Consider the following 25,649-nt stretch of genomic DNA (forward strand, 5'->3'; position numbering starts at 1 on the left):
GCTTTTATTAACGGGAAGTGGCTCAGCTTGGTAGAGCACCTGGTTTGGGACCAGGGGGTCGCAGGTTCAAATCCTGTCTTCCCGATATTCCCAAAAAACATGGGGCCTTAGCTCAGCTGGGAGAGCGCCTGCCTTGCACGCAGGAGGTCAGCGGTTCGATCCCGCTAGGCTCCACTTATTTTAATATCATTTATGGCGGTGTAGCTCAGCTGGCTAGAGCGTACGGTTCATACCCGTGAGGTCGGGGGTTCGATCCCCTCCGCCGCTACCATAAAGGACCTTTAGCTCAGCTGGTTAGAGCAGACGGCTCATAACCGTCCGGTCGTAGGTTCGAGTCCTACAAGGTCCACCACTAAAGGTTTATATCTCGGAGGTATACCCAAGTTCGGCTGAAGGGATCGGTCTTGAAAACCGACAGGCGGCGAGAGTCGCGCGGGGGTTCGAATCCCTCTACCTCCTCCATTTTTTCTAAATTTAATATTATATCATCGCGGGGTGGAGCAGTACGGTAGCTCGTCGGGCTCATAACCCGAAGGTCGCAGGTTCAAATCCTGTCCCCGCAACCAAATGGTCCCGTGGTGTAGTGGTTAACATGCCTGCCTGTCACGCAGGAGATCGCCGGTTCGACCCCGGTCGGGACCGCCATTTTAATAAGGCTCGGTAGCTCAGTCGGTAGAGCAGAGGACTGAAAATCCTCGTGTCGGCGGTTCGATTCCGTCCCGAGCCACCATTTTGAAGTCGCAAGCCGGCTTAGCTCAATTGGTAGAGCAACTGACTTGTAATCAGTAGGTTGGGGGTTCAAGTCCTCTAGCCGGCACCACTTTCAAAATGAGCCATTAGCTCAGTTGGTAGAGCATCTGACTTTTAATCAGAGGGTCGAAGGTTCGAATCCTTCATGGCTCACCATTTTCATTTTAATGCGGGTGTAGTTTAGTGGTAAAACAAGAGCCTTCCAAGCTCTGGTCGAGAGTTCGATTCTCTTCACCCGCTTTTCAATTATGGGCCTATAGCTCAGCTGGTTAGAGCGCACGCCTGATAAGCGTGAGGTCGATGGTTCGAGTCCATTTAGGCCCACCATAATTATTCCGCAGTAGCTCAGTGGTAGAGCTATCGGCTGTTAACCGATCGGTCGTAGGTTCGAGTCCTACCTGCGGAGCCATATTATAGAGAAGTACCCAAGTGGCTCAAGGGGCTCCCCTGCTAAGGGAGTAGATCGCGAACGCGGTGCGAGGGTTCGAATCCCTTCTTCTCTGCCAGAACTGGCCCGTTGGTCAAGTGGTTAAGACACCGCCCTTTCACGGCGGTAACACGGGTTCGAATCCCGTACGGGTCATACTAAAAGAGATAGCATAATCTGCTATCTCTTTTTTGTTGTGTAAAAGTGGACGTTGAATCGTCTGCTTTTTTTTGAATACAGCTCGAGCAAGTGCATGTTTTGCTTCACCTTTATTTAAACCAACCTGTACACGTCTTCTAAGCTCAGGACTCTGCAACCATTCTAATGTATATAAAGTCATTTCAATCCTTCTTATCTCACGTAATGTTACAGATAAACTATTCCGCCTTGGATAGGCGGCAAGATTTTTGAGAATGAATCAATGGATACCCGTTGACTAATCCAGATACAAATAGTAGCTAAATCATGACCTAAAAACTTACGTTTCCGTTGTACAAAACCTAGTTCTCTAGCAAGATTTTCTAAAAGTGAAGGAGTAAGATGTTCATATAGTTCTTTAGCAAATAGTTGGAATTCATCAGATACAGAAATAGACATACAAAAACGCCATCCTTTCTTATGATTCTACAGAAAGAATAGCGTATTTTTTCATTTTAGGGGGGGATTTTGTTTAACTGGAAAAGATACCCGGAATATTAAAGCATCTTCCGCTAGATAACCACCTTTACACTGATTTCGCCATCGCTCTACTGAATATCAAGTTCACTGCAATCACGATGACTGCACCGACAAGGGTTGCAAATACACGGTCGAACAGAATGATAAACTGGAACGGCTTGCCGGCTTCCATGATCAAAATAATGAGCGGGATCATGGTTGCAGAGTATACAAGATAATTTCGAACCTTTAGAAGAGGTCGAACACCTGCGAATAGCCCGATACTTATAACTAACCCCCAAATTGGTAGACTAGTTGCGAGAAGCAAGCTCGCAAAAATCACGCCGATTACTGTACCAAGCACTCGTTGTGTTGTTTTGATTGGAAAGAGTTCTATTTTCCGCTCAGTAAGGATCGCTACGGTAATTGCAATCCAATAGAAGTGGTGCTCGGGCCAAAGTATTCGCAAACCCTCAGCTATACTTAGACATAATGCGAGCCTGATTGGGAATTGCCAACCGGATAGGTGTGCAAGAGAATTCCGCCATAGAATGATTTTTTTCGATGTTGGCCCTTTCACAGCTCCATCCAGCGATGATTTAAAACAACGGTGTACCCAGATGCCTAGCACCAAGCTGATACTGACGGTCCAAACCGCCCCTGCTAAGATTGAAAAAATTAGTTCCATCGGGTACTCCGTCTGGTCGACCATGTTGAGGATGATAATCAGGAATATGACAAAGCGTGTTGTTGCCACGGCCAAGGCACGACTATATCCGCCAATTAACGCAGCAAGGCTTACCAGCAGGATCAAGACTCCAAATGTCAGATAGCCATGTCCGAAAGAGAGAAAAGCAGCAATCGCAGCGAGCACTACTGATATCAGCGCTGATGCCAACTTTTTCCCGTGATTTATAAAACTCGAACCGACTTTCACGCTACTAACTGCCAAACTGCCGAACGATGCAGCAAAACCAAGAGCCGGATAGCCTTGAACTGTGGCGAACAGAACAGGTCCGGCCATACCTATGCCGGCGGAAATGAGTTCTACAATTTCTACCTTGGCCTCCTTAGACCAAGAAAATACTTGAGCCCTATATGTCTTTACATTCATCTATAGCACCTCTTCCGACCCAAAGAGTAGGGTTAATAATAGGCTCTTTCTTTAATCAATGGACATGTGGTGATACCTATGTCCATCAGGCTAATATTTTGAAGTATCCCCAAAATAAAAATTTTATCTTTCCAGAGTTATTTATAATAATTCAGCTCATTTTTTTCGATATGGGGAAATGCCAATTTCTTAAGTTGATGGCAATGTATGGTGCCCCCTTATAGAAATCTATAAAAGTAATGCTGCAAAAAATAAATAATATAGAAGAAGCTGTCTTTCAATAGGTGATCTATTGGAGCCAGCTCTTTGATGTTGTTATTATTATCGAGTTTTGTTGATAAATCGATATCCCTTGTCGAATCGTTGAGATATTTTGAGTTACGATAGATATAATTGAAAAATCGTTGATATATTTAAAGTTATGATAGATATATTGGGAAAATCGTTAATATAATTTCATTTATCGGAGAACATCTAATCCCTTCTTTCACAATCAAAATAAAACGCATAAATTGGGATTGATCCCACACCTACTCCAACAACTTTACACTCTATGTGAAAATGTTCACAAATAGGTCATAATTTGTGAAGTAATTCACAATAATCCATGCTACAATATGAATGTAAAGAAGTTAAACAACATTAAATTAGTATTTTAATTACTTACTTAAACAATAATAAAAAATATATGTAAAACAATTGAGAGGGGAAATTGCCATGAAAAAAGGTATCAATCGCGTAGTATTAGTAGGAACAGGAGCTGTAGGTTGTAGTTACGCTTACTCAATGATCAACCAAGGTGTAGCTGAAGAATTCGTACTTGTAGATGTTAATGAAGCAAAAGCAGAAGGAGAAGCAATGGACTTAAGCCATGCGGTACCATTCTCTCCAGCAGCAACAAAAGTTTGGAGCGGTAGCTATGCAGATTGTAAAGATGCAGATCTAGTTGTTATCACTGCTGGATTACCACAAAAGCCAGGTGAAACTCGTTTAGACTTAGTTGAGAAAAATACAAAGATCTTTAAACAAATCGTTCGCGGTATTATGGATAGCGGATTCGATGGAATCTTCTTAATCGCAACTAACCCAGTGGATATTTTAACTTACGTAACTTGGAAAGAATCTGGTTTACCAAAAGAGCGCGTAATTGGTTCTGGTACTACTTTAGACTCTGCTCGTTTCCGTTACATGTTAGGCGACTACTTAGATGTAGATCCACGTAACGTTCATGCTTACATCGTTGGTGAGCACGGTGACACTGAACTTCCAGTATGGAGCCACGCTACTGTAGGTGTACAAAAACTAGAAACAATCTTAGCGAACAACGAACAATATAACCAAGAAGATTTAGATAAAATCTTTGAAAATGTACGCGATGCAGCTTACCATATCATCGAACGTAAAGGTGCAACTTACTACGGAATCGGTATGTCACTACTTCGTGTAACTAAAGCTATTTTAAGCAACGAGAACAGCGTATTAACTGTATCTGCATACCTTGAAGGCCAATACGGTGAGAAAGATGCTTACGTAGGTGTTCCAGCTGTTATTAACCGCGAAGGTGTACGTGAAATCGTAGAACTTGAGCTAAATGAAGAAGAAAAAGCGAAATTCGCTCATTCTGTAAAAGTATTAAAAGAAACAATGGCACCAGTACTATAATAATTGCTAAATCATTCAGAGGTGGGAAACTGCTTCCTATCTCTGAATTCATATAATTTAATATAAATTCCTTTTCCAGTTTCCCTTGTATATCCCCAATATACCCCTTTTGCTGGATAAGGGTCGTTTATAGAAAAAGAGCACTCTACCTTAAATAGAGTGCTCTTTATTATTATTTTTTAGGTGTTAATCCTAATTTCGTTGTGAGACGGCTTGAAATAGGCGAATACACCACCAAATGTAAGTGATAAACAGTGACAGCTCCCATTCCTATTTTTTGTTTTAAGGATAGAAGAAAGCCCCCTAATAAATGTTTTATATCAGCATTTCAGTATGAATTGTAGTTGTAAAAGTGCGTTGTTCTTTACTTAGAATAAATGTGTGCTTATGAATTTTACATTTCAATAAACTTTGTGACAAAAAATGTTGAGAAACATTTTTTATGAAGGATTATTTTGTTTGTAATTCATGTTGAAAATTGCGTGAAAAACAGGAGAAAACCAATAAAATAAATATTGAGCAATAATGAAGGTGAGAAATAGTAAGGGGAAATAAAGCGTTTGCAATGAATATTCGTCAAAATTCGATATTTTATATAGAAATGTGAAAAAAAAATCAACGTTTTTAAGAAAAAAACGTATATTTTTTATAAATTAACAAGGATATTTCAGTTTTTCGCAGAAATGATTTAAAGTATAAAAAATTCTGTCATCTTAGTGAGGTGAGCATATTGAGTGTAATAAATTGTGAAGAAGTGAAACGAGATGAGTTTCATACAGAAAAGTACTATGAAAGTTATAACATCTTTGGCGCACATGTTGTGACGGAAGATGAGATGAGAGGTGTACGATTTACAGTATGGGCTCCTCATGCGAAAGCAATGAGTGTTGTTGGAAATTTTAATGAGTGGGATTATGAGCAACATAAGATGCTACAAGTGACAGAAGAGGGGATTTGGTCCTTGTTTGTACCGCATATTGCAGAGAATGAGATATACAAGTATGCGATTGAAACACTGGACGGTGCTGTTATTTTAAAAGCAGATCCTTACGCAGTATATGCAGAAGTAAGACCGAATACGGCATCTGTAGTTTTTGATATAGAGGGATATGAATGGAATGATAAAAACTGGAATCGTAAGAAAAAGAAAAAATCGGTTTATAAAGAAGCGATGACAGTTTATGAATTGCATTTTGGCTCTTGGAAAAAGAAAGAAGATGGAGCTCTGTATTCTTACAGGGAAATGGCAGAAGAACTCATTCCGTATGTGGTGGAACATCAATTTACACATATTGAAATTATGCCACTTGTTGAGCATCCGTATGATCGTTCTTGGGGATATCAAGGAACGGGATATTATGCAGCCACGAGTAGATTCGGCACGCCACATGATTTGATGTATTTTGTCGACGAATGTCATAAATATGGAATCGGTGTCATTTTAGATTGGGTGCCGGGGCATTTTTGTAAAGATGCTCACGGTTTATATTTGTTTGATGGGACACCGACTTATGAATATAAAGATAAAGATGTGCAAGAAAACCTAGTATGGGGAACTGTCAATTTTGATTTAGGAAAGAGAGAAGTGCGCAATTTCTTAATTTCAAATGCGTTATTTTGGATGAGGTATTTCCATATTGATGGTTTCAGGGTAGATGCAGTTGCGAATATGCTGTACTGGAATAAAGAAGGGCAAGAGCAAAGTAATGAGCATGCTGTTTCATTTTTACGTGAGTTAAATGAAGCCGTGTTTGCAGAAGATGAAGACTTTCTTATGACAGCAGAAGATTCAACAGCTTGGCCACTTGTAACAGCCCCAACCTATGAAGGTGGGCTTGGATTCAATTACAAATGGAATATGGGCTGGATGAATGATGTGCTGAAATATATGGAATGTGCACCTGAGTATAGGAAACATATTCATGAGAAAATGACATTTTCTTTAATATATGCTTACTCTGAAAACTTCATATTACCGCTTTCTCATGATGAAGTCGTTCATGGGAAAAAGTCGTTATTAAATAAAATGCCGGGAGATTACTGGGATAAGTTTGCTCAGCTTCGTTTATTATATGGATATTTCTTTACTCATCCAGGTAAGAAGTTACTCTTTATGGGTGGAGAATTCGGTCAGTTTGATGAGTGGAAAGACCTTGAAGATTTAGATTGGAATTTACATGATTTTGAAATGCATCGTTATATGCATGATTACTTTAAAGAGCTCATAGCATTGTATAAGCGCTCCAAACCACTTTGGCAGCTTGATCATTCACCTGAAGGATTTCAGTGGATTGATGCTAATAATAATGAGCAAAGTATTTTCTCGTTTATCCGCCAAGGGGATAAGCAAGAAGATGCGTTAGTTGTCGTATGTAATTTTACGAAAGCTACATATGAAAACTATAAAGTAGGTGTACCAGATTTCGAGTATTATAACGAGATTTTAAACAGTGATGCCCAGCAATATGGCGGATCGGGGCAAGTGAATAAGAAACGTCTCAAGACGATTCTAGAACCGTATCATAATCAAGCGGCACATGTAGAAATTACAATTCCACCATTTGGCGTATCCATATTACGACCAGTGAAGACGAGAAAGGGGAGCAAAAAACAAGATGGCTCAAAAACAAAAGTGCGTAGCAATGTTACTAGCAGGGGGAAAAGGTAGTCGTTTAAGTGCATTAACAAAAAATTTAGCCAAGCCAGCTGTTCCATTTGGTGGTAAATATCGCATTATTGATTTTACATTAAGTAATTGTGCGAACTCTGGTATTGAAACGGTGGGGATTTTGACGCAATATCAACCGTTAGAACTCCACAATTATATCGGAATCGGAAGCGCTTGGGATCTTGACCGTGTAAATGGTGGAGTCACAGTATTACCTCCTTATGCGGAGTCTTCAGGTGTGAAGTGGTATACAGGTACGGCAAGTGCTATTTATCAAAACTTAAACTATTTAAGTCAGTATGAACCAGAATATGTCCTTATTTTATCAGGCGATCATATTTATAAAATGGATTACAGCAAAATGCTAGATTACCATATTGAGAAAGAAGCGGACGTTTCAATTTCTGTGATTGAAGTGCCATGGGATGAAGCGAGTCGTTTTGGCATTATGAATACGAATGAAGAGATGGAAATTGTTGAATTTGAAGAAAAACCGCAATTTCCACGAAGTAATCTTGCATCAATGGGAATTTATATTTTTAACTGGGCAATTTTGAAAGAGTATTTAGAGATGGATGCAAGAAATCCTGAATCTAGTAATGATTTCGGAAAAGATGTACTTCCGCTTTTATTAGATGAAGGGAAGAAGCTGATGGCGTATCCGTTTGAAGGATATTGGAAAGACGTTGGAACGGTGAAAAGTTTATGGGAAGCAAATATGGATTTACTTCGCGATGAAACATCGTTGAACTTAAACGATCGTAATTGGCGTATTTGTTCTGTGAATCCAAATGAGCCACCTCAATATATTGCAGAACAGGCAAAAGTAGAAGAATCACTTATTAATGAAGGATGCGTCATTGAAGGGGACGTGAAGCATTCTGTTTTATTCCAAGGAGTAACGGTGGAAGAAGGTAGTATGGTAATCGATTCTGTCGTTATGCCAGGAGCGAAGATTGGTAAAAATGTTGTGATTGAAAGAGCGATCGTTGGATCGGAAATGGTTATTGAAGATGGAACAATAATTCGTCCAGAAAAAAATGTTGACGATGTAGTACTAATTGCTGAAGGGAAATAGAAAAGGGGGATGAAATGAATGGGAGAAAAAATGTTAGGAATTATTAATGCAACGGGAAGTTTTCCTTCCTTAAAGAAAGTAACAGGGCATCGCTCACTAGCGGCGTTACCGTTTGGGGGCCGTTATCGACTCATTGATTTCATGCTTTCAAATATGGTGAATTCTAATATTCATAGTGTGGCAGTTTTTACAAGCCATAAAAACCGTTCGTTAATGGACCATGTTGGTTCAGGAAAACAATGGGATTTAGATAGAAAACGTGACGGACTGTTTTTATTCCCGCCGAATTGCCAATGTGATCAAGATGAATTTGGGTCTTTTGCACATTTTAGAAGACATATTGATTATTTTCTAAGAAGCAGAGAAGAGTACGTTGTTATTACGAATAGCCATCTCGTAACAGCAGTAAATTTTCAAGCGGTGCTAGAGCGACATATACATACGTCAGCTGATATTACTGAAGTTTGTCATAATGGCGTTTCGCTTCAAACATATGTATTGAAGAAACAATTATTATTAGATTTATTTGAGACATATAAAGATGTGGAGCAATATAGTTTATTTGATGTAGTGAGAGAAAAGCGCGGAAAATCACTGCATATTGCTACGTATGAGCATACAGGGTATGTAGCTATTATTGACTCAATTGAAAGTTACTATAAACATAGCTTAGAAATTTTGCAACCTGCTATTTGGAAGCAATTATTTAAAAAGGAAGCACCGATCTTTACGAAAGTAAAGGATGAACCGCCAACTCGTTATCTAAAGGGAGCAGTCGTGAAAAATACAATGATTGCAAACGGCAGTATTATCGAAGGTGAAGTAGAAAATAGTGTTGTCTCCCGTTCTGTTAAAATTGGAAAAGGTTCAATTGTTCGTAATAGCATTATTATGCAAAAGAGCCAAATTGGAGATAATTGTATAATAGACGGTGTTATTATTGATAAAGACGTGAAAATTGGTGACGGTGTCGTGTTAAAAGGAAATGCAGATAAGCCGTATGTTGTAGAAAAAGGAAGCGTTCAAAATAGTACGATTAATAGTTATTCTTGAAGAATCAGTGGGGGCTTTTCCCTCACTGATTAAAGTTTTAATTTAAATGAAAACTCGAAGGGAGGAAGCTGCAAGAGAAGTAGTATAAGCTTTTCGCGCAGTGGGACAACAAGTGAATATTTTATTTGCAGTATCAGAATGTGTACCGTTTGTGAAATCTGGAGGATTAGCTGATGTAGCGGGTGCGCTCCCAAAAGAGCTGAAAAAATTAGGTGTGGATGTTCGCATTATACTTCCGAATTATAGTCTTATTCCGCAAAAATTAAGAGATGGATGCACGCTTCATAAAGTAATTAACGTTCCTCTTGGTTGGAGAAATCAATATTGTGGGATTTTAAAAGGTGAACAAGACGGGATTACGTATTACTTAATAGATAATGAATATTATTTTAAGAGAGATTCTCTGTACGGTCATTATGATGACGGGGAGCGTTTTTCTTATTTCTCGAAAGCAGTTTTAGAGTGTATTCCGCATCTTGATTTTGAAGTGGATGTTCTTCATAGTCATGATTGGCATACGGCTATGGTGAATTTCTTGCTTCGTGAAAAATATCAAGATAACCCGTTATATGAGCGTATTAAAACGGTATATACAATTCATAACTTGCAGTTCCAAGGAGTATTTCCTCCTGAAGTGATGTATGACTTGTTAGAGCTTGGTGATGAATATTTTCATAGTGAGCAGCTAGAGTTTTATGGAAATATAAACTTTATGAAAGGCGGCATCATCGCTTCTGATCAAATTACAGCAGTTAGCCCGACATATAAAGAAGAAATTCAATATGAGTTTTTCGGTGAGAAGTTAGATGGATTGTTGCGAAAATATAATGATAAGCTTAGCGGCATTGTAAATGGCATTGATACGAGCGTATATAATCCAGAAACGGATTCGTATATTACAGCTCAGTATAGTGCAGATTCATTAGATGAAAAGAATGAAAATAAACGCGCATTGCAGCGTTATTTTGGTTTGCCAGAAAAAGAAGATACACCAATTATTTCAATGGTAACGAGATTAACGAAGCAAAAAGGTCTTGATTTAGTGCGTACCGTATTCCGTGAAATAATGGAGGAAGATGTACAATGTATTATTTTAGGATCGGGCGATTCTGAATATGAACAATTCTTTGAGTGGATGGCATATGAGTACCCTGAGAAGGTAAAAGTTTATATCGGATTTAATGAAGAATTAGCTCACCAAGTATATGCAGGAAGCGATCTATTTTTAATGCCATCATTGTTTGAACCGTGTGGACTTGGACAACTTATCGCATTAGCGTACGGTACGATTCCGATTGTCAGAGAAACAGGTGGATTAAACGATACGGTACAATCTTATGATGAAAAAACAGGAGCAGGAAATGGTTTCAGTTTCACGAACTTTAATGCACATGACATGTTGTATACCGTTCGCCGTGCACTTGAGTTTTATCACGATAAACTAGTGTGGGAACAGCTTGTAAAGCAAGCGATGACTGAAGATTATAGCTGGGGGAAATCAGCTCTTGCCTATAAGAAATTGTATAAAAGTCTCATGGAATAACATGTAGGTGGTGAAAAAATGTTTACTCATGTTGAAAGTTTCAAATCAGCTTTTCTAGAAAAGTTAGAGACGATGTATGGGAAAAGTTTTAAAGACTCTACAACACGTGATCAATATAATACGCTTGGTCATATGGTACGTGAGTATATGAATAGTCAATGGATTGCTACGAATGAAAGTTATCGGTCTGGAGAGCAAAAGCAAATGTATTACTTATCCATTGAGTTTTTACTTGGGCGTTTGCTTGGAAGCAACATATTAAATTTAGGCATCAGGGATGTATGTGAGCAGGGACTATCTGAGCTTGGGATTTCTTTGCAAGAGTTAGAAGAGGTGGAAGCAGACGCTGGTCTTGGAAATGGTGGGCTTGGACGTTTAGCAGCCTGTTTCCTTGATTCACTCGCATCTTTAAACTTACCAGGACACGGCTGTGGAATTCGTTACAAGCATGGCCTATTTGATCAAAAAATTGTTGATGGTTATCAAGTTGAATTTCCAGAACAGTGGCTTCTTCATGAAAACGTATGGGAAGTAAGAAGATATGATCAAGCGGTAGAAGTAAGTTATTTCGGCAGTGTTGAACCGCTAGACATTGACGGGCGTTTAGAGTTCAGGCATACAAATGCTGAAGTCATTATGGCGGTGCCATATGATGTTCCAGTAGTAGGCTATGAGACGAGTACTGTAAATACGCTTAGGCTTTGGAATGCTGAACCAGTTCCTTTCCCGCAAAACTGCAAAGATATTTTGAAATATAAGCGCGAAACAGAGGCGGTATCGGAGTTTTTATATCCAGATGATACACATGATGAGGGGAAAATACTTCGTTTAAAACAACAGTATTTCCTCGTATCAGCAAGTTTGCAAAATATCGTTCGTATGCATAGAGAAAGATACGGTGATCTTCGTCAACTACATGAAAAAATTGCGATTCATATTAATGATACCCATCCGGTTTTAGCGATTCCAGAACTGATGCGTATTTTATTAGATGAAGAAAAACTAGCATGGGAAGAGGCTTGGCACATAACGACGCAGACGATTTCTTACACGAATCATACGACGTTATCAGAAGCGCTTGAGAAGTGGCCAATTCACATTTTCAAACCGTTATTACCGAGAATTTATATGATTATTGAAGAGATTAATGAACGTTTCTGCCATGAACTTTGGGAACGTTATCCTTATGAATGGCATCGCATTGAAGAGATGGCGATTATTGCGCACGATCTTGTGAAAATGGCTCATTTAGCAATTGTCGGAAGCCATAGCGTTAACGGTGTCGCGAAAATTCATACGGAAATTTTAAAGCAGCGTGAAATGCGATTGTTTTATGAATTTTATCCAGATAAGTTTAATAATAAAACGAATGGAATTGCTCATAGGCGCTGGCTAATGAAAGCAAATCCACAGCTAACAAATCTCATTTCAGAGGCGATTGGAACAGAGTGGAAGAAAGAACCGATTAAGCTTCAAGCGCTGCAAACATTTCAACACGATGCTAGTTTTCAAGAGAAGCTTGCGGGTGTAAAACAAGAGCGTAAGGTGATTTTAGCGGATCGTATTCATAATAAAATGGGGATTACGATTGATCCAAATTCTATTTTTGATGTGCAAGTGAAAAGACTGCATGCTTACAAGCGACAATTATTAAATGTTCTTCATATTTTATATTTGTATAACCGTTTGAAAGAGGATGCTAGTTTTACATTTTATCCGCGTACCTTTATTTTTGGAGCGAAAGCGTCACCAGGCTATTATTATGCGAAAAAAATTATTAAATTAATAAACGAACTCGCAAGAAAAGTAAATAATGATCCGTACGTAAGTCAATATATGAAAGTTATATTTCTAGAAAACTACCGAGTTTCTTTAGCGGAAGATATATTCCCAGCGGCGGATGTAAGTGAACAAATTTCAACTGCGAGTAAAGAAGCATCAGGAACAGGTAACATGAAATTTATGATGAATGGTGCGATTACACTCGGAACATTAGACGGCGCTAATATTGAAATAAAAGACCGGGTCGGTGATGAAGCTTGTTTCATTTTCGGCTTAACAGCGGAAGAGGTTCTTCATTACCATCAAAATGGTGGATACCGTGCAAGTGATTACTATCACCACAATATGCATATTAAAAAAGTAGTAGATCAGTTAACGAATGGTTTCTTTTCACAGTCGGGAGCTGAATTTGAAGCAATTTACGATTCTCTCGTTATTCAAAACGATGAATACTTCGTTCTTCGAGATTTTAGTCCATATGCAGAGAGACAGGAAGCTGTCGGGAGAGCTTATGAGAATCAAACGAGATGGCTAGAAATGTCGATTTTGAATATTGCACAATCTGGTCATTTCGCGAGCGATCGAACGATTTTGCAGTATAGTAATGAAATTTGGGGTATTGGTAATGCGGTTAAATTGTATTAAGTGAAAGTCCCTGTTGAAGGGACTTTTTTTATTATGTTGAAATGTGCTGAACTGTATATGAGAGGACTTTGGGTTGAAAATAAATACAAAAATTTAATCGCTTAGAAAAATAAAACGAGCTTAATGGGATTAAGCTCGTTTTATTTATTTTGCTTAAGAAAGAAATGGAATAGCGGTATATATTATACCTTTTCCACCATATTCTCCTGTCGCAAAGTATGAAAATGTAAAGAAACCTGTAAACGAAAAAATTACAATGAGCAAAAGTGCAAAGATAAATTTTAGCATGTAAGGTCCCCTCATCCAAAAAATAATTTCATAGATTATTATAGTATACGAATATATAATTTCCAATTGTTTACTGCTTAAAAATGAGAAGTCAGACATGTTTTGTATGTTGTAATGGAATGATTATTTGTAATGGATTTTGTATTTTTCGTAAATGTCATATTGTGATGAACGTGTGCATATTCCCAGTTTTGATCGTTAAAATTGACATTTCGCGGAGGGAGAAGAGGGACGACATCAAATAAATTAACGAATCGAAAGCTACTAGCTACTTGTAGTTTATAATAATTTCGAAAGGCAACATCTCCAACTTTTGGAGAGGCGAATGTATAAAGTCCATACTGTGAGAAGGCGGTGTTGATCCGTGCATCGAGTATGTGTAGTGTGGCGAGTGCCCCTCCCAAGCTATGGCCTGTTGCAAGAAGTTTCTTATGGGCTGGTAATGATACGAGCATATCCATAATAGAATCTCGGCAGGATTCATAAATAGAAAGGAAGCCGTTATGGACATTTCCGCTATTTAAAGCGTATGGGTATGGTCTTTGGTTGACGAGTGAATCGATAATCCAGTCTGTATCTGTTTGTGTACCTCTAAAAGCTACAATAATCGTATCCTCAGACTCTAGTATGAATCCAAACCAATCTGTCGTTTGAATGGTTTTTCCTTGAAAACCTTGTACATATTGAAAACCATCCGGTATTTCGAAAATCCCATTTTGTTTATATTGTTCATACGTTAGATCGCAGCAAGATGCTAACAGTAGGGCAGTATCTTTATCAAAGGATAAAGGAGTACGCATTAGAAGCCCTCCTTAAGAAAAGGTATAGTTCAATATATGCAGTGAGGGACTTGATTCATTCTTTTTGAAAACATGCTTGAACTTACAGTTACATGAGGCAGTATGATTTTTGTAAATATATTGTTAGTAGGAGGGTAGGGTGAGAAAAAGAAAGGCAATTCAATTGGTGTCTTCTCCTTATGCTGAGGAAGAAGAGGCTTGGCTTAATGTATACGCTCCAAAATAGTTTGTATAGTCCGCCTAAATAAAAAGTGCCCAATAAGGGCACTTTTTACTCTTTTCCATCTAATAAACGACCAAGTCCACCTAAAACGCTGCCTTCACCGTTGCTTTGAGCTCCTGGGCTTGTCAGGCGTGCTGCTAAGCGGCTAAGTGTTAAGGACTGAATCCAAACAGTTCCAGGACCTTCTAGCGTTGCGAAGAATAGACCTTCGCCGCCAAATAGAGCCGTTTTTACTTTTCCTACGAATTCAATATCATAGTTAACGTCTTTTGTCATAGCAACGAGACAACCTGTATCAATACGAAGTTTTTCACCAGGTTTTAATTCACGTTTATAAACAGTTCCGCCAGCGTGCATGAAAGCAAGGCCATCACCTTCTAGTTTCTGCATGATGAAACCTTCACCACCGAAGAAACCACTACCTATTTTTTTTGTGAATTCAATACCGATAGAAACACCTTTTGCAGCGCAAAGAAATGCATCTTTTTGACAAACAACTTTTCCTTGGTATTCTGTTAAATCAACAGGAACAATCTTTCCTGGATAAGGAGCGGCGAATGAGACGTGACGTTTGCCATGACCTGTATTTGTAAATACAGTCATAAACATGCTTTCTCCCGTAACAAGACGTTTACCTGCACCCATTAATTTACCGAATAGACCACCAGATGGTCCAGAACCATCACCGAAAATCGTTTCCATTTCGATATGATCTTCCATCATCATCATTGCGCCAGCTTCAGCAATAACGCTTTCTTTTGGATCTAATTCAATTTCAACAAACTGCATATCATCGCCATATAATTTATACTCGATTTCATGTGCTTGCATTTTTTCACCTCATCATATGTAGTAATTATATTGTACAGAAATTAAAGGAATTAGAATACTGTAGTTTTGTTAATTTTTGAATAAAAATAGAATAGGAATTTATGGTTATAGTAGGGTTATAAAAAACGATGGGATGAAAGTGTTCTCATTTGACGTTTTGGATATAGCGTGATATAGTGGAGTCACTATTGAGCTACATAATGTGGTACGGAAATAAAGCACGTTGTATTAAAGGCTGTAAGCTTGTTATACATTCATGTCCTTTATATCCACCTTTTCATGTGGATTCATAGTTTCATTTTTATTTAGGAGGTACATGACATGCAAACAGGTAAAGTTAAATGGTTTAACGGCGAAAAAGGTTTTGGCTTCATCGAAGTTGAAGGCGGAGAAGACGTATTCGTACATTTCTCAGCTATCCAAGGCGAAGGCTTCAAAACTTTAGAAGAAGGTCAAGAAGTTTCTTTCGAAATCGTTGAAGGCAACCGCGGACCACAAGCAGCTAACGTTACAAAAAACTAATTAGCTAGCGAAAAAAAAGCATTCCGAATTTCGGAATGCTTTTTTTATTCTTTGGAACTGGACTCATTTGAAGATAATTCGCCTTTAAAGGTGCGTTCTTCAAAGTCATCAAGCATTTGTTCATATTCTTCATGTTCTTCTGTAGCGAAAACTTGCGGATTTTTCCCATACATATCCGTACCGATAAAGTTTTCAAAATCCTCTACGTAGCCTACGTTTTCCTCACTATTTACGTACATGCCATTATAGTTTTTTGAATCTTGTCTTTCTAAATCAGACGGTGTTTCGGACGTTCCGTAATTTGCGACATCTTGCCAAGCATCTTCTGCATCATACTCCACAGAATGATCTTCATCATGCTTGTGGAAAGAAGGAGCCAATACTTCTTCTTCAACTGGGCGCGTCGCCATATTTAATTTATTTGTAGTGTGCTGAATACACGTTGTAGCAGTGGGCATTGCTTCTAATCTTTCGAGCGGAATTTCTTCACCAGATACTTCGCAAACGCCATACGTACCTGCTTCTATTTTTTGCAGGGCATGTTTCGTATCTTCTAGTTGTTTATGCCAAAATTCAATGAGCCCGAAATCTTTCTCACGTTCGTACAATTCTGTAGCCATATCACCTGGATGGTTGTCATAAGCGGATAATTCTCCCACTGAATCACGTTCAGAAGCACGGTCTGTATTCTCATGAGTTTGTAGTGTTTGTTCAACTTCTTGCTGTTGTTTTTCTAAAATAGATTTAAATTGATTTATTTGTTGTGGAGTTAACATAGTCGTCCACCTTCCTACAATTCAGTTTCTTTACATAGTATGAACGTTGGAGGTGGGAATTATGAGGTGAATTTTGGCTCGAAAGTCTGTATATGAAAAAAGGGGCTGCGTAAGCAGCTCCTTTCTATAGGAAGTATCCAAGCAATAATCCGATTCCCATTAGGAGACCGAAAATTGTATTTGTTTTTGCTGTTGCGATCATAGCAGGGACCATTTCCATTGGAATGCTTTTGCCGATAAAGCCTTTCGTCGCTTTAAATGCTTTCGGTACGCTTAAGAATACGATAAGCATCCATGGAGATACGATGTTCACGATAATTAAAGCAACTGTCCAAATGTAGGAAACGATGAACATAGAAGCAAGTACACCAACTGCTCTTTCGCGTCCAACGAGAATCGCCAATGTTTTACGACCATTTTCTTTATCACCATCTAAATCACGAATATTGTTAGATAGTAAAATTGCACCAATTAAAATGGAGCTTGGGATAGATAATAAAATCACTTCTGATGTTACTGATCCTGTTTGAATAAAGAATGAAATACCAATAATAATGACACCCATAAATAATCCTGCTGTAAGTTCTCCAAATGGTGTATAAGCAATTGGAATTGGGCCACCTGTGTAAAGGTAAGCAACGGCCATACAAATAAGACCGATTGCGGCAAGCCACCAGCTAGAGTTCATACAAATATAAACACCTAATAGCGTTGCGATGCCTAAAAATCCGAATGCTAAGTTCAGTACCGTTTTTGGCTGAATACCATCGCGAACGATAGCGCCGCCGATACCAACTGAACCTTCGTGATCGAGTCCTCTTTTATAATCAAAGTATTCATTGAACATGTTTGTTGCTGCTTGAATGAGAAGACAAGCAAGAAGCATCATAAGGAAAAGAGGAAGATGTATTTGATTTATACCTCCGACCTGCATCGCATAGGCTGTTCCGATGAAAACAGGAACGAAAGCGGCTGTTAATGTATGGGGACGTAGTAAACTCCACCAGATGCGCCAGCCTGTTTGTTTACTTGGCTTTGGCGCCGTAGGAGAGGAATTCGTTTTGACGTTCATTTCCATGTTGAATCCTCCTTAGGTCACATATTGTACACAATTAAGTGTAGAAAAAGCATCATTTAGTGTCAACTTTTATTTTCTAGGAAGAGAAGGTGAATTTCTCATAAATGCTAAACGTTGACAGGCCTTTCGTTTGAGGTGTATCTTAAAATCAAGCGTAATTATGACTATTTTTCGCCCATAGGGGGGAGACAATTGTGATTCAAACGAAACAAAAAGGCTTGCAAGAAGTTCTGATTGCAGCCATTAAGCGTGCAACTAATAAAAAAACATTAGTTAGTTTTGTAAAACAAATAGACTGGGTGGATCCACTTCTGTTTTATGCAGCAGGAAAAAGGACTTCATTCGAAAATAGATGTTATTTTGCAGACCCAGCTCAGCATGTAATATTTGCAGGGATTGGTTCTGTTTTCACTATAGCAAATTCTTCTCATAAGCGCTTTCAAACTGCTCGTGATGAGTGGGAGAAAGTAAAAAAGAACGCATTTGTGCAAAGGGATGAATATGAATTTGGAACGGGTCCTCTTTTATTTGGTGGATTTTCATTTGATCCAGAAAAAGAGAAAACGGACTTATGGAAAGAATTTAAAAATACGACGTTTTCACTACCAGCATTTTTATTAACTGTAAAAAATGAAAAAGCATGGTTAACGATGAATACATTTGTTTCAGCAACAGATTGTGCAGACACTCTTTATAAGGAAATGATTTCTTTAGAAGAAAAGATTTTAACAGAGAGTAAATGTGCGCTAGAAGGATCGAAATTAACAGTTACTTCTAAAGTGGAAGTTGATCCGAAAGGCTGGATGAAGGCCATTGAGAAAGTGCAAGGTGAGATGAAGCAGGGGAACGTGCAGAAGGTTGTATTAGCGAGGGAGTTAAAAGTAGAGATGGATCACCGTATTGATTCTGCTCTTGTCTTAGAAGCGCTTCGCATTGGGCAACCGGATTGTTACGTATTTTCTTTTGATTATAAAGGAGCATGCTTCTTAGGAGCGACGCCAGAACGATTAATTCGTAAGGAAAATGAGAAGTTTACGTCGATGTGCCTTGCTGGTTCAATTGGTCATGGTCACTCTATAGAAGAAAGTAAACAAAATGGTAATAAGCTTCTTCATGATGAAAAGAATTTAGCTGAACACGGTTATGTTGTTAACATGATCCGATCGGTATTAAATGAGCACTGCGAATCCGTTAATATTCCGGAAAGTCCGGGTCTATTAACAACGAAAAACTTAATTCATTTATATACGCCCGTAGAAGCAAAAGGTGATGCGAGTCTTTTAACGATGGTAGAAGAACTGCATCCAACACCAGCTCTTGGCGGGACACCTCGTTTGGAAGCAATAAAATTGATTCGTGATGTGGAATTGTTAGACCGAGGATTGTACGGTGCGCCGATTGGCTTTATAGATGATGAAGGAAATGGTGAATTTGCGGTTGCACTTCGCTGCGGATTATTAAATGGCGAGAAAGCATCCTTATTTGCCGGTTGTGGAATTGTAATTGATTCAGTACCACAACTTGAATATGAAGAAACAAGTTTGAAGTTTAGACCGATGCTTGGTGCTTTGGAGGAATTAATGAAATGAACAATCATATAGAAGCATTATCATATTATTTAGGCGCGTTCGTGGATGAACTGACGCGTCTAAATGTATGTGATGTTGTCATTAGTCCAGGCTCACGGTCAACGCCGCTTGCTTTACTAATGGAACAACATGAAGGAATGAACACATATTTACATGTAGATGAAAGATCAGCAGGATTTTTTGCGCTTGGCATTGCAAAAGCAAAAAATCGTCCTGTTGCATTATTGTGTACGTCAGGAACGGCAGCAGCAAACTATTATCCAGCTGTATGTGAAGCTTTTCATTCACGGGTGCCACTTGTCGTTTTAACAGCAGATAGACCGCATGAATTAAGAGATGTGGGTGCACCACAAGCGATGAATCAATTTAATTTATACGGCACTTTTGTGAAGCAATTTACAGAGATGGCACTTCCAGAAGCAAGTGAAGCGATGTATCATTACGCTCGTATGACGACGCAGCGTACGATAGCAAGTGCGTGTTTAGCGCCGCAAGGACCTGTCCATCTCAATTTTCCAGTTCGCGAGCCGCTTATCCCGGATTTCTCACTAGAAAGTTTATGGGATAAAGGGCGTGGTGAATATACAGGAGTAGTTCAGCAAGGGAACGTGACGATGCCGAGTGAATATGTAGATTCTCTTGTAGGGCGCCTTTCACATATGGAAAAGGGGCTTATTATTTGTGGAGATGATAGTCATCCGGAACTCGCAGCATCGGCGATAGAACTCGCTGAAAAAACTGGATATCCAATATTAGCAGATCCACTTTCTAATATTCGTAGCGGACACCACGATAAAACGATGGTGATCGATTGTTACGATACATTTTTACGAAATGAACTGTTAAAAAAAACGTGGAAGCCGAATGTTTTAATTCGCTTTGGCGGAATGCCTGTTTCTAAAGCATTAACGCAGTTCATAAAAAAACAAACGAAAGCTATTCATATCGTTGTCGATGAATCAGGGCAATGGAGAGATCCAGCTCTTGTTGCGACAGAAGTAGTGCAGGCTGGTGACATTGAATTTTGCAGGGCATTAATAGAGAAAATACCAGCTATGAAAAAGAATGATTGGTTCGGAATGTGGCAACATATAAACGAAAAAACGAAGGAAACGCTTCGTGAGATGGAAACATATGATACTGCATTTGAAGGAAAAGTCATTACGGATATTGTACGCGTACTACCAGAAGGGGCAACATTATTTGCGAGTAATAGTATGCCGATTCGCGATACAGATTCATTCTTCTTCACATCGGATAAAAATATTCAAGTGATGGCAAATCGCGGTGTAAATGGTATTGATGGAATCGTTTCGACTGCTTTAGGAGCGAGCGTTATTTGTAATCCGCTCGTATTAGTCATTGGTGATTTATCATTTTATCATGATTTAAATGGACTGTTAGCAGCGAAATTGCATGAATTAAACATAACAATTGTCGTTGTAAATAATGACGGCGGCGGTATTTTCTCATTCTTACCACAGTATGAGAAAAAGGAACATTTCGAATCATTATTTGGAACACCGATTGGACTTGATTATGAGCATGTTGTCAAAATGTACGGCGGTTCATTTAGCCGCGTAAATGGTTGGGAGCAGTTCCGAGAAGAGGTACAAAAAGGAACGAAGACAGACGGTTTACACGTTGTGGAAATTTGTACGAACCGTGATGAAAACTTAACATTACACCGTACATTATGGGCAAAAACGATGAACGTGATTACTACATCTTTGCAAGGTGAGTCAAAATGAAAGTAACGCTGCAAGGTGTATCGTATGAATATGAAGTAGTTGGAAGCGGAGAACCACTTCTACTTCTTCATGGTTTTACGGGAAGCATGGAAACGTGGCGTTCTTTTATCTCTTCATGGAGTGAGCAGTTTCAAGTTATTGTAGTGGATCTTGTTGGACACGGGAAAACGGAAAGTCCTGAAGATGTTACGCATTATGATATCCAGAATGCGGCGCTGCACATGAAAGAACTATTAGATTACCTTCATATTGAAAAAGCGCATATACTTGGCTATTCCATGGGAGGTAGACTGGCGATTACGATGGCATGCTTATATCCAAAGTATGTACATTCTCTTTTATTAGAAAATTGTACAGCTGGTCTCGAAAATGAAGAGGATAGAAAAGAACGCCGTGAAAAAGATGAGCGACTTGCCGATAAAATTGAGCGAGAAGGCATTGAATGTTTTGTTTCTATGTGGGAAAACATTCCGCTGTTCGAAACGCAAAAACGTTTAGCACAAAACGTGCAAGAGACGGTGCGAAAAGAACGACTTGCTAACAATCCAAAAGGGCTTGCAAATAGCTTGCGCGGCATGGGAACAGGGGCACAGCCTTCCTGGTGGTATAAGCTAGAACAGTTTAATATGCCTGTTCTTTTAATGAACGGGGAATACGATGAAAAGTTCTTTCGCATATTAAAAAACATTGAAAAATGCGTCCCTCACGCGAAATTTGTCAAAATTGATGGTGCTGGCCATGCAATTCATGTGGAACAACCGGAAAAGTTTGATACAATAGTAAAGGGATTTCTAAAAACTATGCAGTGATGCTTTTTTCATCTAAGAAGGAAGTTACACTTATAGAGGAGATCAGAAATATACAAGGAGGTAATAGTAATGGCTATTGAATGGGTAACAGAAGGCAATTACGAAGATATTATTTATTCAACATACAATGGTATCGCAAAGATTTCGATTAACCGCCCTGAAGTACATAACGCATTCCGTCCAAAAACGGTAATGGAGTTAATCAATGCATTTGCACACGCTCGTGATGATGCAAATGTTGGCGTTATCATTTTAACAGGTGAAGGTGGACGTGCATTCTGTTCTGGCGGCGACCAAAAAGTTCGCGGTCATGGTGGATATGTAGGTGAGGACCAAATCCCACGTCTAAACGTATTAGATTTACAACGTCTAATTCGCGCAATTCCTAAACCAGTTATCGCAATGGTAGCAGGTTATGCAATCGGTGGAGGACACGTACTTCATATCGTATGTGACTTAACAATCGCTGCAGACAACGCTGTATTCGGACAAACAGGTCCTAAAGTAGGAAGCTTTGACGGTGGATACGGAGCTGGTTACTTAGCTCGTATGGTAGGCCACAAGAAAGCTCGCGAAATTTGGTACCTATGCCGTCAATACAATGCTCAAGAAGCACTTGATATGGGCTTAGTAAACACAGTAGTACCATTAGAAGAACTTGAAGCAGAAACAGTACAATGGGCACAAGAAATTTTAGCAAACAGCCCAATGGCACTTCGTTTCTTAAAAGCTGCATTCAACGCAGACACAGACGGTTTAGCTGGTATTCAACAACTAGCTGGAGACGCAACGTTATTGTACTACACAACTGACGAAGCAAAAGAAGGCCGCGACGCGTTCAAAGAAAAACGCACTCCGGACTTCGGTCAATTCCCTCGTTTCCCGTGATCAAAAGCGGAAGCGGCTCGCCCACAAAGTGAGACGCATCCAAAAGATCAAAACCGGAAACAAAACAACTAAGAGACTTGATGTCATATCAAGTCTCTTTCTTTCATGAAAGGAGAATGGATGATGGAGACGATGCCGAATTGGTTAATGCAGCGTGCATTTTTAACACCAGATCGCACTGCAATTGAAATAGAGGAAGAGAAAGTTACTTTTATGCAGCTACATGAAAAAGTAGTATCTGTTTGTGAACACCTTTCACATGTAGGAGTGAAGCGTGGGCAAAAGGTGGCTGTTCTGATGAAAAATGGTATGGAGATGATTACAGTGATTCACGCCCTATCTTACGTAGGGGCAGTAGCTGTGCTTTTAAATACGCGTCTTTCAAGAGAAGAGCTACTTTGGCAAATGAATGATGCTGAAGTTGTTTGTTTAGTGACGGATCAAGATTTTGATGCTAAGGATGTTCCCGTATATTCATTTGCTGAAGTAATGAATGGACCAAAGATAGAAGCATCTATACAAGAAGAATTTTCTTTAGAAGAAGCGATGACAATTATTTATACGTCTGGGACGACAGGAAAACCGAAAGGCGTTATTTTAACGTATGGAAATCATTGGGCAAGCGCGGTCGGTTCTTCGCTTAATTTAGGACTTCGTGAAGATGATTGTTGGTTAGCTTGTATGCCGATGTTCCATGTTGGCGGGCTATCTCTTCTACTGAAAAATATTATGTATGGAATGCGCATTTTACTCGTTCCGAAATATGATACTGATTTTATTCATAAAGCACTTCAAACGAGGGGCGTTACGATCATTTCTGTCGTTTCTAAAATGCTAACAGATTTATTAAAAAGGCTTGGAGATGAAACATATCCATCTTCTTTACGATGCATGTTACTTGGCGGAGGACCAGCGCCGAAACCGTTATTAGAAACGTGTGTGGAAAAAGGAATTCCTGTGTATCAAACGTATGGTATGACAGAAACATCTTCGCAAATTTGTACGTTATCAGCAGATTACATGTTAACGAAAGTAGGATCAGCTGGAAAGCCACTATTTCAGTGCCAACTTCGTATTGAAAAAGACGGCGTAGTAGTGCCGTCTCATATGGAAGGCGAAATTGTAGTAAAAGGGCCGAACGTAACAGGTGGCTATTTTAACCGTGAGGATGCGACGCGTGAGACGATTCAAAACGGTTGGCTTCATACTGGTGACCTCGGTTATTTAGACGAAGAAGGATTTTTATACGTGTTAGATCGCCGCAGTGATTTAATTATTTCTGGTGGGGAAAATATATACCCAGCTCAAATTGAAGAAGTGTTGTTGTCTCATCCGGCGGTAGCGGAAGCTGGTGTTGTCGGTATGAAGGACGAAAGTTGGGGACAAGTACCAGCTGCTTTTGTTGTAAAAAATGGAGAGGTAACAGAAGAAGAAATTATTTATTTTTGCGAGGAGAAATTAGCGAAATATAAAGTGCCGAAGAAAGTGTGTTTCTTAGAGGAATTACCACGAAATGCTTCGAAAAAATTGTTAAGACGAGAGTTAAGACAATTACTGGAGGAGATGTAAGTGGAGATAAAAAAAGCGACACTTTATATAACGGAAATGCCACTTGTAATCCCGTTTGCTGCAAGCTACGGGACTTACGAAAAGCGTGAGAGTATTGTCATTGAATTAGAAGATAGGGATGGGTACATTGGAGTTGGTGAAGTCGTCGCGTTTTCTGAACCGTGGTATACGGAAGAGACGGTGAAGACAGCGCTGCATGTACTACAAGATTTTTTATTACCTGATTTATTAAAGGCTGAAATTTCTCATCCAACTGAGGTACCGTCTTTATTCCAGCATATAAAAAGAAACCGAATGGCAAAGGCCGGAATTGAAGGAGCTGTTTGGGATTTATATGCGAAGCGTCAAAAGAGTTCGCTTGCGACATTACTTGGCGGAACGAAGTCTGAAATTGAAGTCGGTGTGGTGATCGGAATCAATACGATTCCGGTTATGTTAAAACAAATCGAAAAGTACGCGGAAGAAGGATACGAGCGTTTTAAAGTGAAAATAAAGCCAGAGCATGACTACGAGTTATTGAAAGAGATTCGAAAAGAGTTTCCACATATCCCGCTAATGGCTGATGCGAATTCAGCGTATACGCTAGCTGATGTAGAGAAATTAAAACGGTTAGATGAATTTCAATTAATGATGATTGAACAACCACTAGCGGATTACGATTTTCTTGATCATGCACAGTTGCAAAAGAAAATTGAAACGCCGATTTGTTTAGACGAAAGTATCCATAGTTTAGAAGATGCGCGCGTTGCGATTACACTTGGTAGTTGCCAGATTGTGAATATTAAACCAGGGCGAGTAGGCGGATTAACCGAGTCGGTTCAAATCCATAATTATTGTATGGAGCATAACATACCAGTTTGGTGCGGCGGTATGGTGGAAATGGGGATTTCACGAGCACAAAACGTTGCTCTTGCTTCATTACCAAACTTTACGATTCCAGGAGATATATCAGCTTCTAGTAGGCATTGGAAGAAGGATATTATTTCGCCGGAAGTGACGCTTGAAGGCGGGAAAGTGATTGTGCCACAAAGCATTGATAGTGAGTATGAAATCGACCGCGGAAGACTGGCGGAAATCACAAAGCAGCGGATTGTGTTTGAGAGATAAGTTTGTCACTTTGTGTCGATAAGTCGATATTCCTTGTCG

The 25,649-nt window shown here is 39.3% G+C and carries 19 protein-coding genes, 15 tRNA genes and 2 pseudogenes; 28 read left to right on the forward strand and 8 right to left on the reverse strand.

The window, feature by feature from the left end; genetic code table 11:
* Window positions 1–11 precede the first annotated feature (11 nt).
* The 15 genes from MR065_RS02145 (at window position 12) to MR065_RS02215 (ending at window position 1,333) form a co-directional block, all read left to right on the forward strand.
* Window positions 12–85, forward strand: a tRNA-Pro gene (locus MR065_RS02145).
* A gap of 16 nt (window positions 86–101) precedes the next feature.
* Window positions 102–174 (forward strand) — tRNA-Ala (locus tag MR065_RS02150).
* 20 nt (window positions 175–194) lie between these two features.
* Window positions 195–271, forward strand: a tRNA-Met gene (locus MR065_RS02155).
* Window positions 272–275: 4 nt separating this feature from the next.
* Window positions 276–352 (forward strand) — tRNA-Ile (locus MR065_RS02160).
* Between the two features lie 17 nt (window positions 353–369).
* Window positions 370–462 (forward strand) — tRNA-Ser (locus tag MR065_RS02165).
* Between the two features lie 27 nt (window positions 463–489).
* Window positions 490–566: transfer RNA gene (locus MR065_RS02170), tRNA-Met, on the forward strand.
* A 3-nt stretch (window positions 567–569) separates the two neighbouring features.
* Window positions 570–645, forward strand: a tRNA-Asp gene (locus MR065_RS02175).
* Window positions 646–654: 9 nt separating this feature from the next.
* Window positions 655–730, forward strand: a tRNA-Phe gene (locus MR065_RS02180).
* A gap of 14 nt (window positions 731–744) precedes the next feature.
* Window positions 745–820: transfer RNA gene (locus tag MR065_RS02185), tRNA-Thr, on the forward strand.
* Between the two features lie 10 nt (window positions 821–830).
* A tRNA-Lys gene (locus MR065_RS02190) sits at window positions 831–906 on the forward strand.
* A 13-nt stretch (window positions 907–919) separates the two neighbouring features.
* Window positions 920–990, forward strand: a tRNA-Gly gene (locus MR065_RS02195).
* 10 nt (window positions 991–1,000) lie between these two features.
* Window positions 1,001–1,077 (forward strand) — tRNA-Ile (locus MR065_RS02200).
* A 7-nt stretch (window positions 1,078–1,084) separates the two neighbouring features.
* Window positions 1,085–1,159, forward strand: a tRNA-Asn gene (locus MR065_RS02205).
* Window positions 1,160–1,165: 6 nt separating this feature from the next.
* Window positions 1,166–1,256, forward strand: a tRNA-Ser gene (locus tag MR065_RS02210).
* Window positions 1,257–1,261: 5 nt separating this feature from the next.
* A tRNA-Glu gene (locus MR065_RS02215) sits at window positions 1,262–1,333 on the forward strand.
* A 76-nt stretch (window positions 1,334–1,409) separates the two neighbouring features.
* On the opposite strand, the pseudogene MR065_RS02220 reads toward MR065_RS02215, so the two are convergent.
* The 3 genes and pseudogenes from MR065_RS02220 to MR065_RS02230 form a co-directional block, all read right to left on the reverse strand.
* Window positions 1,410–1,580: pseudogene (locus MR065_RS02220) on the reverse strand (Tn3 family transposase); the annotation flags it as partial.
* A pseudogene (locus MR065_RS02225) lies at window positions 1,580–1,774 on the reverse strand (IS4 family transposase); the annotation flags it as partial. The pseudogenes MR065_RS02220 and MR065_RS02225, both read right to left, overlap by 1 nt.
* Before the next feature lie 127 nt (window positions 1,775–1,901).
* Window positions 1,902–2,948, reverse strand: coding sequence for an FUSC family protein (locus MR065_RS02230; RefSeq protein ID WP_242212316.1), 1,047 nt, complete (start codon window positions 2,946–2,948; stop codon window positions 1,902–1,904).
* A gap of 717 nt (window positions 2,949–3,665) precedes the next feature.
* On the opposite strand from MR065_RS02230, the gene MR065_RS02235 reads away from it, so the two are divergent.
* The 6 genes from MR065_RS02235 (at window position 3,666) to glgP (ending at window position 13,379) form a co-directional block, all read left to right on the forward strand.
* Window positions 3,666–4,610, forward strand: coding sequence for an L-lactate dehydrogenase (locus tag MR065_RS02235; RefSeq protein WP_000715332.1), 945 nt, complete (start codon window positions 3,666–3,668; stop codon window positions 4,608–4,610).
* Between the two features lie 730 nt (window positions 4,611–5,340).
* On the forward strand, window positions 5,341–7,278 hold the full coding sequence (gene glgB, locus MR065_RS02240; RefSeq protein WP_242212317.1) for a 1,4-alpha-glucan branching protein GlgB: 1,938 nt from the start codon (window positions 5,341–5,343) through the stop codon (window positions 7,276–7,278).
* A complete protein-coding gene (glgC, locus tag MR065_RS02245; RefSeq protein ID WP_097904765.1) occupies window positions 7,226–8,356 on the forward strand; it encodes a glucose-1-phosphate adenylyltransferase in 1,131 nt (376 codons plus the stop codon). The genes glgB and glgC overlap by 53 nt, the downstream gene beginning before the upstream one ends.
* Window positions 8,357–8,374: 18 nt before the next feature.
* Entirely contained in the window at window positions 8,375–9,409 is a 1,035-nt protein-coding gene (gene glgD / locus MR065_RS02250; RefSeq protein ID WP_097904764.1) for a glucose-1-phosphate adenylyltransferase subunit GlgD, read from the forward strand.
* 112 nt (window positions 9,410–9,521) lie between these two features.
* Entirely contained in the window at window positions 9,522–10,952 is a 1,431-nt protein-coding gene (gene glgA, locus MR065_RS02255; RefSeq protein WP_242212318.1) for a glycogen synthase GlgA, read from the forward strand.
* 18 nt (window positions 10,953–10,970) lie between these two features.
* A complete protein-coding gene (glgP, locus tag MR065_RS02260) occupies window positions 10,971–13,379 on the forward strand; it encodes a glycogen phosphorylase (RefSeq protein ID WP_242212319.1) in 2,409 nt (802 codons plus the stop codon).
* 153 nt (window positions 13,380–13,532) lie between these two features.
* Here the strand turns inward: glgP and MR065_RS27410 are convergent, their stop codons facing one another.
* From MR065_RS27410 to MR065_RS02270, 3 genes are all read right to left on the reverse strand, one after another.
* The gene (locus tag MR065_RS27410; protein ID WP_097904762.1) at window positions 13,533–13,667 is read right to left on the reverse strand and encodes a hypothetical protein; all 135 of its coding nucleotides are present in this window, start codon (window positions 13,665–13,667) and stop codon (window positions 13,533–13,535) included.
* 77 nt (window positions 13,668–13,744) lie between these two features.
* A complete protein-coding gene (locus tag MR065_RS02265; protein WP_097904761.1) occupies window positions 13,745–14,467 on the reverse strand; it encodes a lipase family protein in 723 nt (240 codons plus the stop codon).
* Between the two features lie 271 nt (window positions 14,468–14,738).
* Window positions 14,739–15,521 (reverse strand): TIGR00266 family protein, encoded by a 783-nt coding sequence (locus tag MR065_RS02270; protein ID WP_242212320.1) that lies wholly within the window; start codon window positions 15,519–15,521, stop codon window positions 14,739–14,741.
* A gap of 321 nt (window positions 15,522–15,842) precedes the next feature.
* Here MR065_RS02270 and cspD point away from each other — a divergent pair, with 321 nt between their 5' ends.
* Complete coding sequence (gene cspD / locus MR065_RS02275; RefSeq protein WP_001193053.1) at window positions 15,843–16,043, forward strand: cold-shock protein CspD; 201 nt, start codon at window positions 15,843–15,845, stop codon at window positions 16,041–16,043.
* A gap of 44 nt (window positions 16,044–16,087) precedes the next feature.
* Here cspD and MR065_RS02280 read toward each other — a convergent pair whose 3' ends face one another.
* Both MR065_RS02280 and MR065_RS02285 read right to left on the reverse strand, forming a co-directional pair.
* Window positions 16,088–16,819: a yteA family sporulation protein gene (locus tag MR065_RS02280; protein ID WP_242212321.1), complete on the reverse strand. Its 732-nt coding sequence runs from the start codon at window positions 16,817–16,819 to the stop codon at window positions 16,088–16,090.
* Window positions 16,820–16,943: 124 nt separating this feature from the next.
* The gene (locus tag MR065_RS02285) at window positions 16,944–17,897 is read right to left on the reverse strand and encodes a 1,4-dihydroxy-2-naphthoate polyprenyltransferase (protein ID WP_242212322.1); all 954 of its coding nucleotides are present in this window, start codon (window positions 17,895–17,897) and stop codon (window positions 16,944–16,946) included.
* Window positions 17,898–18,091: 194 nt separating this feature from the next.
* Between MR065_RS02285 and MR065_RS02290 the strand changes: the two genes are divergently transcribed.
* The 6 genes from MR065_RS02290 (at window position 18,092) to menC (ending at window position 25,610) form a co-directional block, all read left to right on the forward strand.
* Window positions 18,092–19,486: an isochorismate synthase gene (locus MR065_RS02290; protein WP_242212323.1), complete on the forward strand. Its 1,395-nt coding sequence runs from the start codon at window positions 18,092–18,094 to the stop codon at window positions 19,484–19,486.
* The gene (gene menD / locus MR065_RS02295) at window positions 19,483–21,237 is read left to right on the forward strand and encodes a 2-succinyl-5-enolpyruvyl-6-hydroxy-3-cyclohexene-1-carboxylic-acid synthase (protein WP_242212324.1); all 1,755 of its coding nucleotides are present in this window, start codon (window positions 19,483–19,485) and stop codon (window positions 21,235–21,237) included. Before MR065_RS02290 ends, menD begins: the two co-directional genes overlap by 4 nt.
* Entirely contained in the window at window positions 21,234–22,046 is an 813-nt protein-coding gene (gene menH / locus MR065_RS02300; RefSeq protein WP_242212325.1) for a 2-succinyl-6-hydroxy-2,4-cyclohexadiene-1-carboxylate synthase, read from the forward strand. The genes menD and menH overlap by 4 nt, the downstream gene beginning before the upstream one ends.
* Before the next feature lie 69 nt (window positions 22,047–22,115).
* A complete protein-coding gene (gene menB, locus MR065_RS02305; protein WP_098269457.1) occupies window positions 22,116–22,934 on the forward strand; it encodes a 1,4-dihydroxy-2-naphthoyl-CoA synthase in 819 nt (272 codons plus the stop codon).
* 123 nt (window positions 22,935–23,057) lie between these two features.
* Window positions 23,058–24,503, forward strand: coding sequence for an o-succinylbenzoate--CoA ligase (locus MR065_RS02310; protein ID WP_242212326.1), 1,446 nt, complete (start codon window positions 23,058–23,060; stop codon window positions 24,501–24,503).
* Entirely contained in the window at window positions 24,504–25,610 is a 1,107-nt protein-coding gene (menC, locus tag MR065_RS02315; RefSeq protein ID WP_242212327.1) for an o-succinylbenzoate synthase, read from the forward strand.
* Window positions 25,611–25,649: the final 39 nt, after the last annotated feature.

It is taken from the genome of Bacillus cereus group sp. BfR-BA-01383 (genome assembly GCF_022663495.1).
Taxonomy (GTDB): Bacteria; Bacillota; Bacilli; order Bacillales; family Bacillaceae_G; genus Bacillus_A; species Bacillus_A cereus_AU.

What these genes read in the sequence shown, in the direction of transcription:
- MR065_RS02230 (WP_242212316.1), bottom strand. Translation starts at nt 2,948, where the DNA reads ATGAATGTAAAGACATATAGGGCTCAAGTATTTTCTTGGTCTAAGGAG.
- MR065_RS02235 (WP_000715332.1), top strand. Translation starts at nt 3,666, where the DNA reads ATGAAAAAAGGTATCAATCGCGTAGTATTAGTAGGAACAGGAGCTGTA.
- glgC (WP_097904765.1), top strand. Translation starts at nt 7,226, where the DNA reads ATGGCTCAAAAACAAAAGTGCGTAGCAATGTTACTAGCAGGGGGAAAA.
- glgD (WP_097904764.1), top strand. Translation starts at nt 8,375, where the DNA reads ATGGGAGAAAAAATGTTAGGAATTATTAATGCAACGGGAAGTTTTCCT.
- glgP (WP_242212319.1), top strand. Translation starts at nt 10,971, where the DNA reads ATGTTTACTCATGTTGAAAGTTTCAAATCAGCTTTTCTAGAAAAGTTA.
- MR065_RS27410 (WP_097904762.1), bottom strand. Translation starts at nt 13,667, where the DNA reads ATGCTAAAATTTATCTTTGCACTTTTGCTCATTGTAATTTTTTCGTTT.
- MR065_RS02265 (WP_097904761.1), bottom strand. Translation starts at nt 14,467, where the DNA reads ATGCGTACTCCTTTATCCTTTGATAAAGATACTGCCCTACTGTTAGCA.
- MR065_RS02270 (WP_242212320.1), bottom strand. Translation starts at nt 15,521, where the DNA reads ATGCAAGCACATGAAATCGAGTATAAATTATATGGCGATGATATGCAG.
- cspD (WP_001193053.1), top strand. Translation starts at nt 15,843, where the DNA reads ATGCAAACAGGTAAAGTTAAATGGTTTAACGGCGAAAAAGGTTTTGGC.
- MR065_RS02280 (WP_242212321.1), bottom strand. Translation starts at nt 16,819, where the DNA reads ATGTTAACTCCACAACAAATAAATCAATTTAAATCTATTTTAGAAAAA.
- MR065_RS02285 (WP_242212322.1), bottom strand. Translation starts at nt 17,897, where the DNA reads ATGGAAATGAACGTCAAAACGAATTCCTCTCCTACGGCGCCAAAGCCA.
- menD (WP_242212324.1), top strand. Translation starts at nt 19,483, where the DNA reads ATGAACAATCATATAGAAGCATTATCATATTATTTAGGCGCGTTCGTG.
- menH (WP_242212325.1), top strand. Translation starts at nt 21,234, where the DNA reads ATGAAAGTAACGCTGCAAGGTGTATCGTATGAATATGAAGTAGTTGGA.
- menB (WP_098269457.1), top strand. Translation starts at nt 22,116, where the DNA reads ATGGCTATTGAATGGGTAACAGAAGGCAATTACGAAGATATTATTTAT.
- MR065_RS02310 (WP_242212326.1), top strand. Translation starts at nt 23,058, where the DNA reads ATGGAGACGATGCCGAATTGGTTAATGCAGCGTGCATTTTTAACACCA.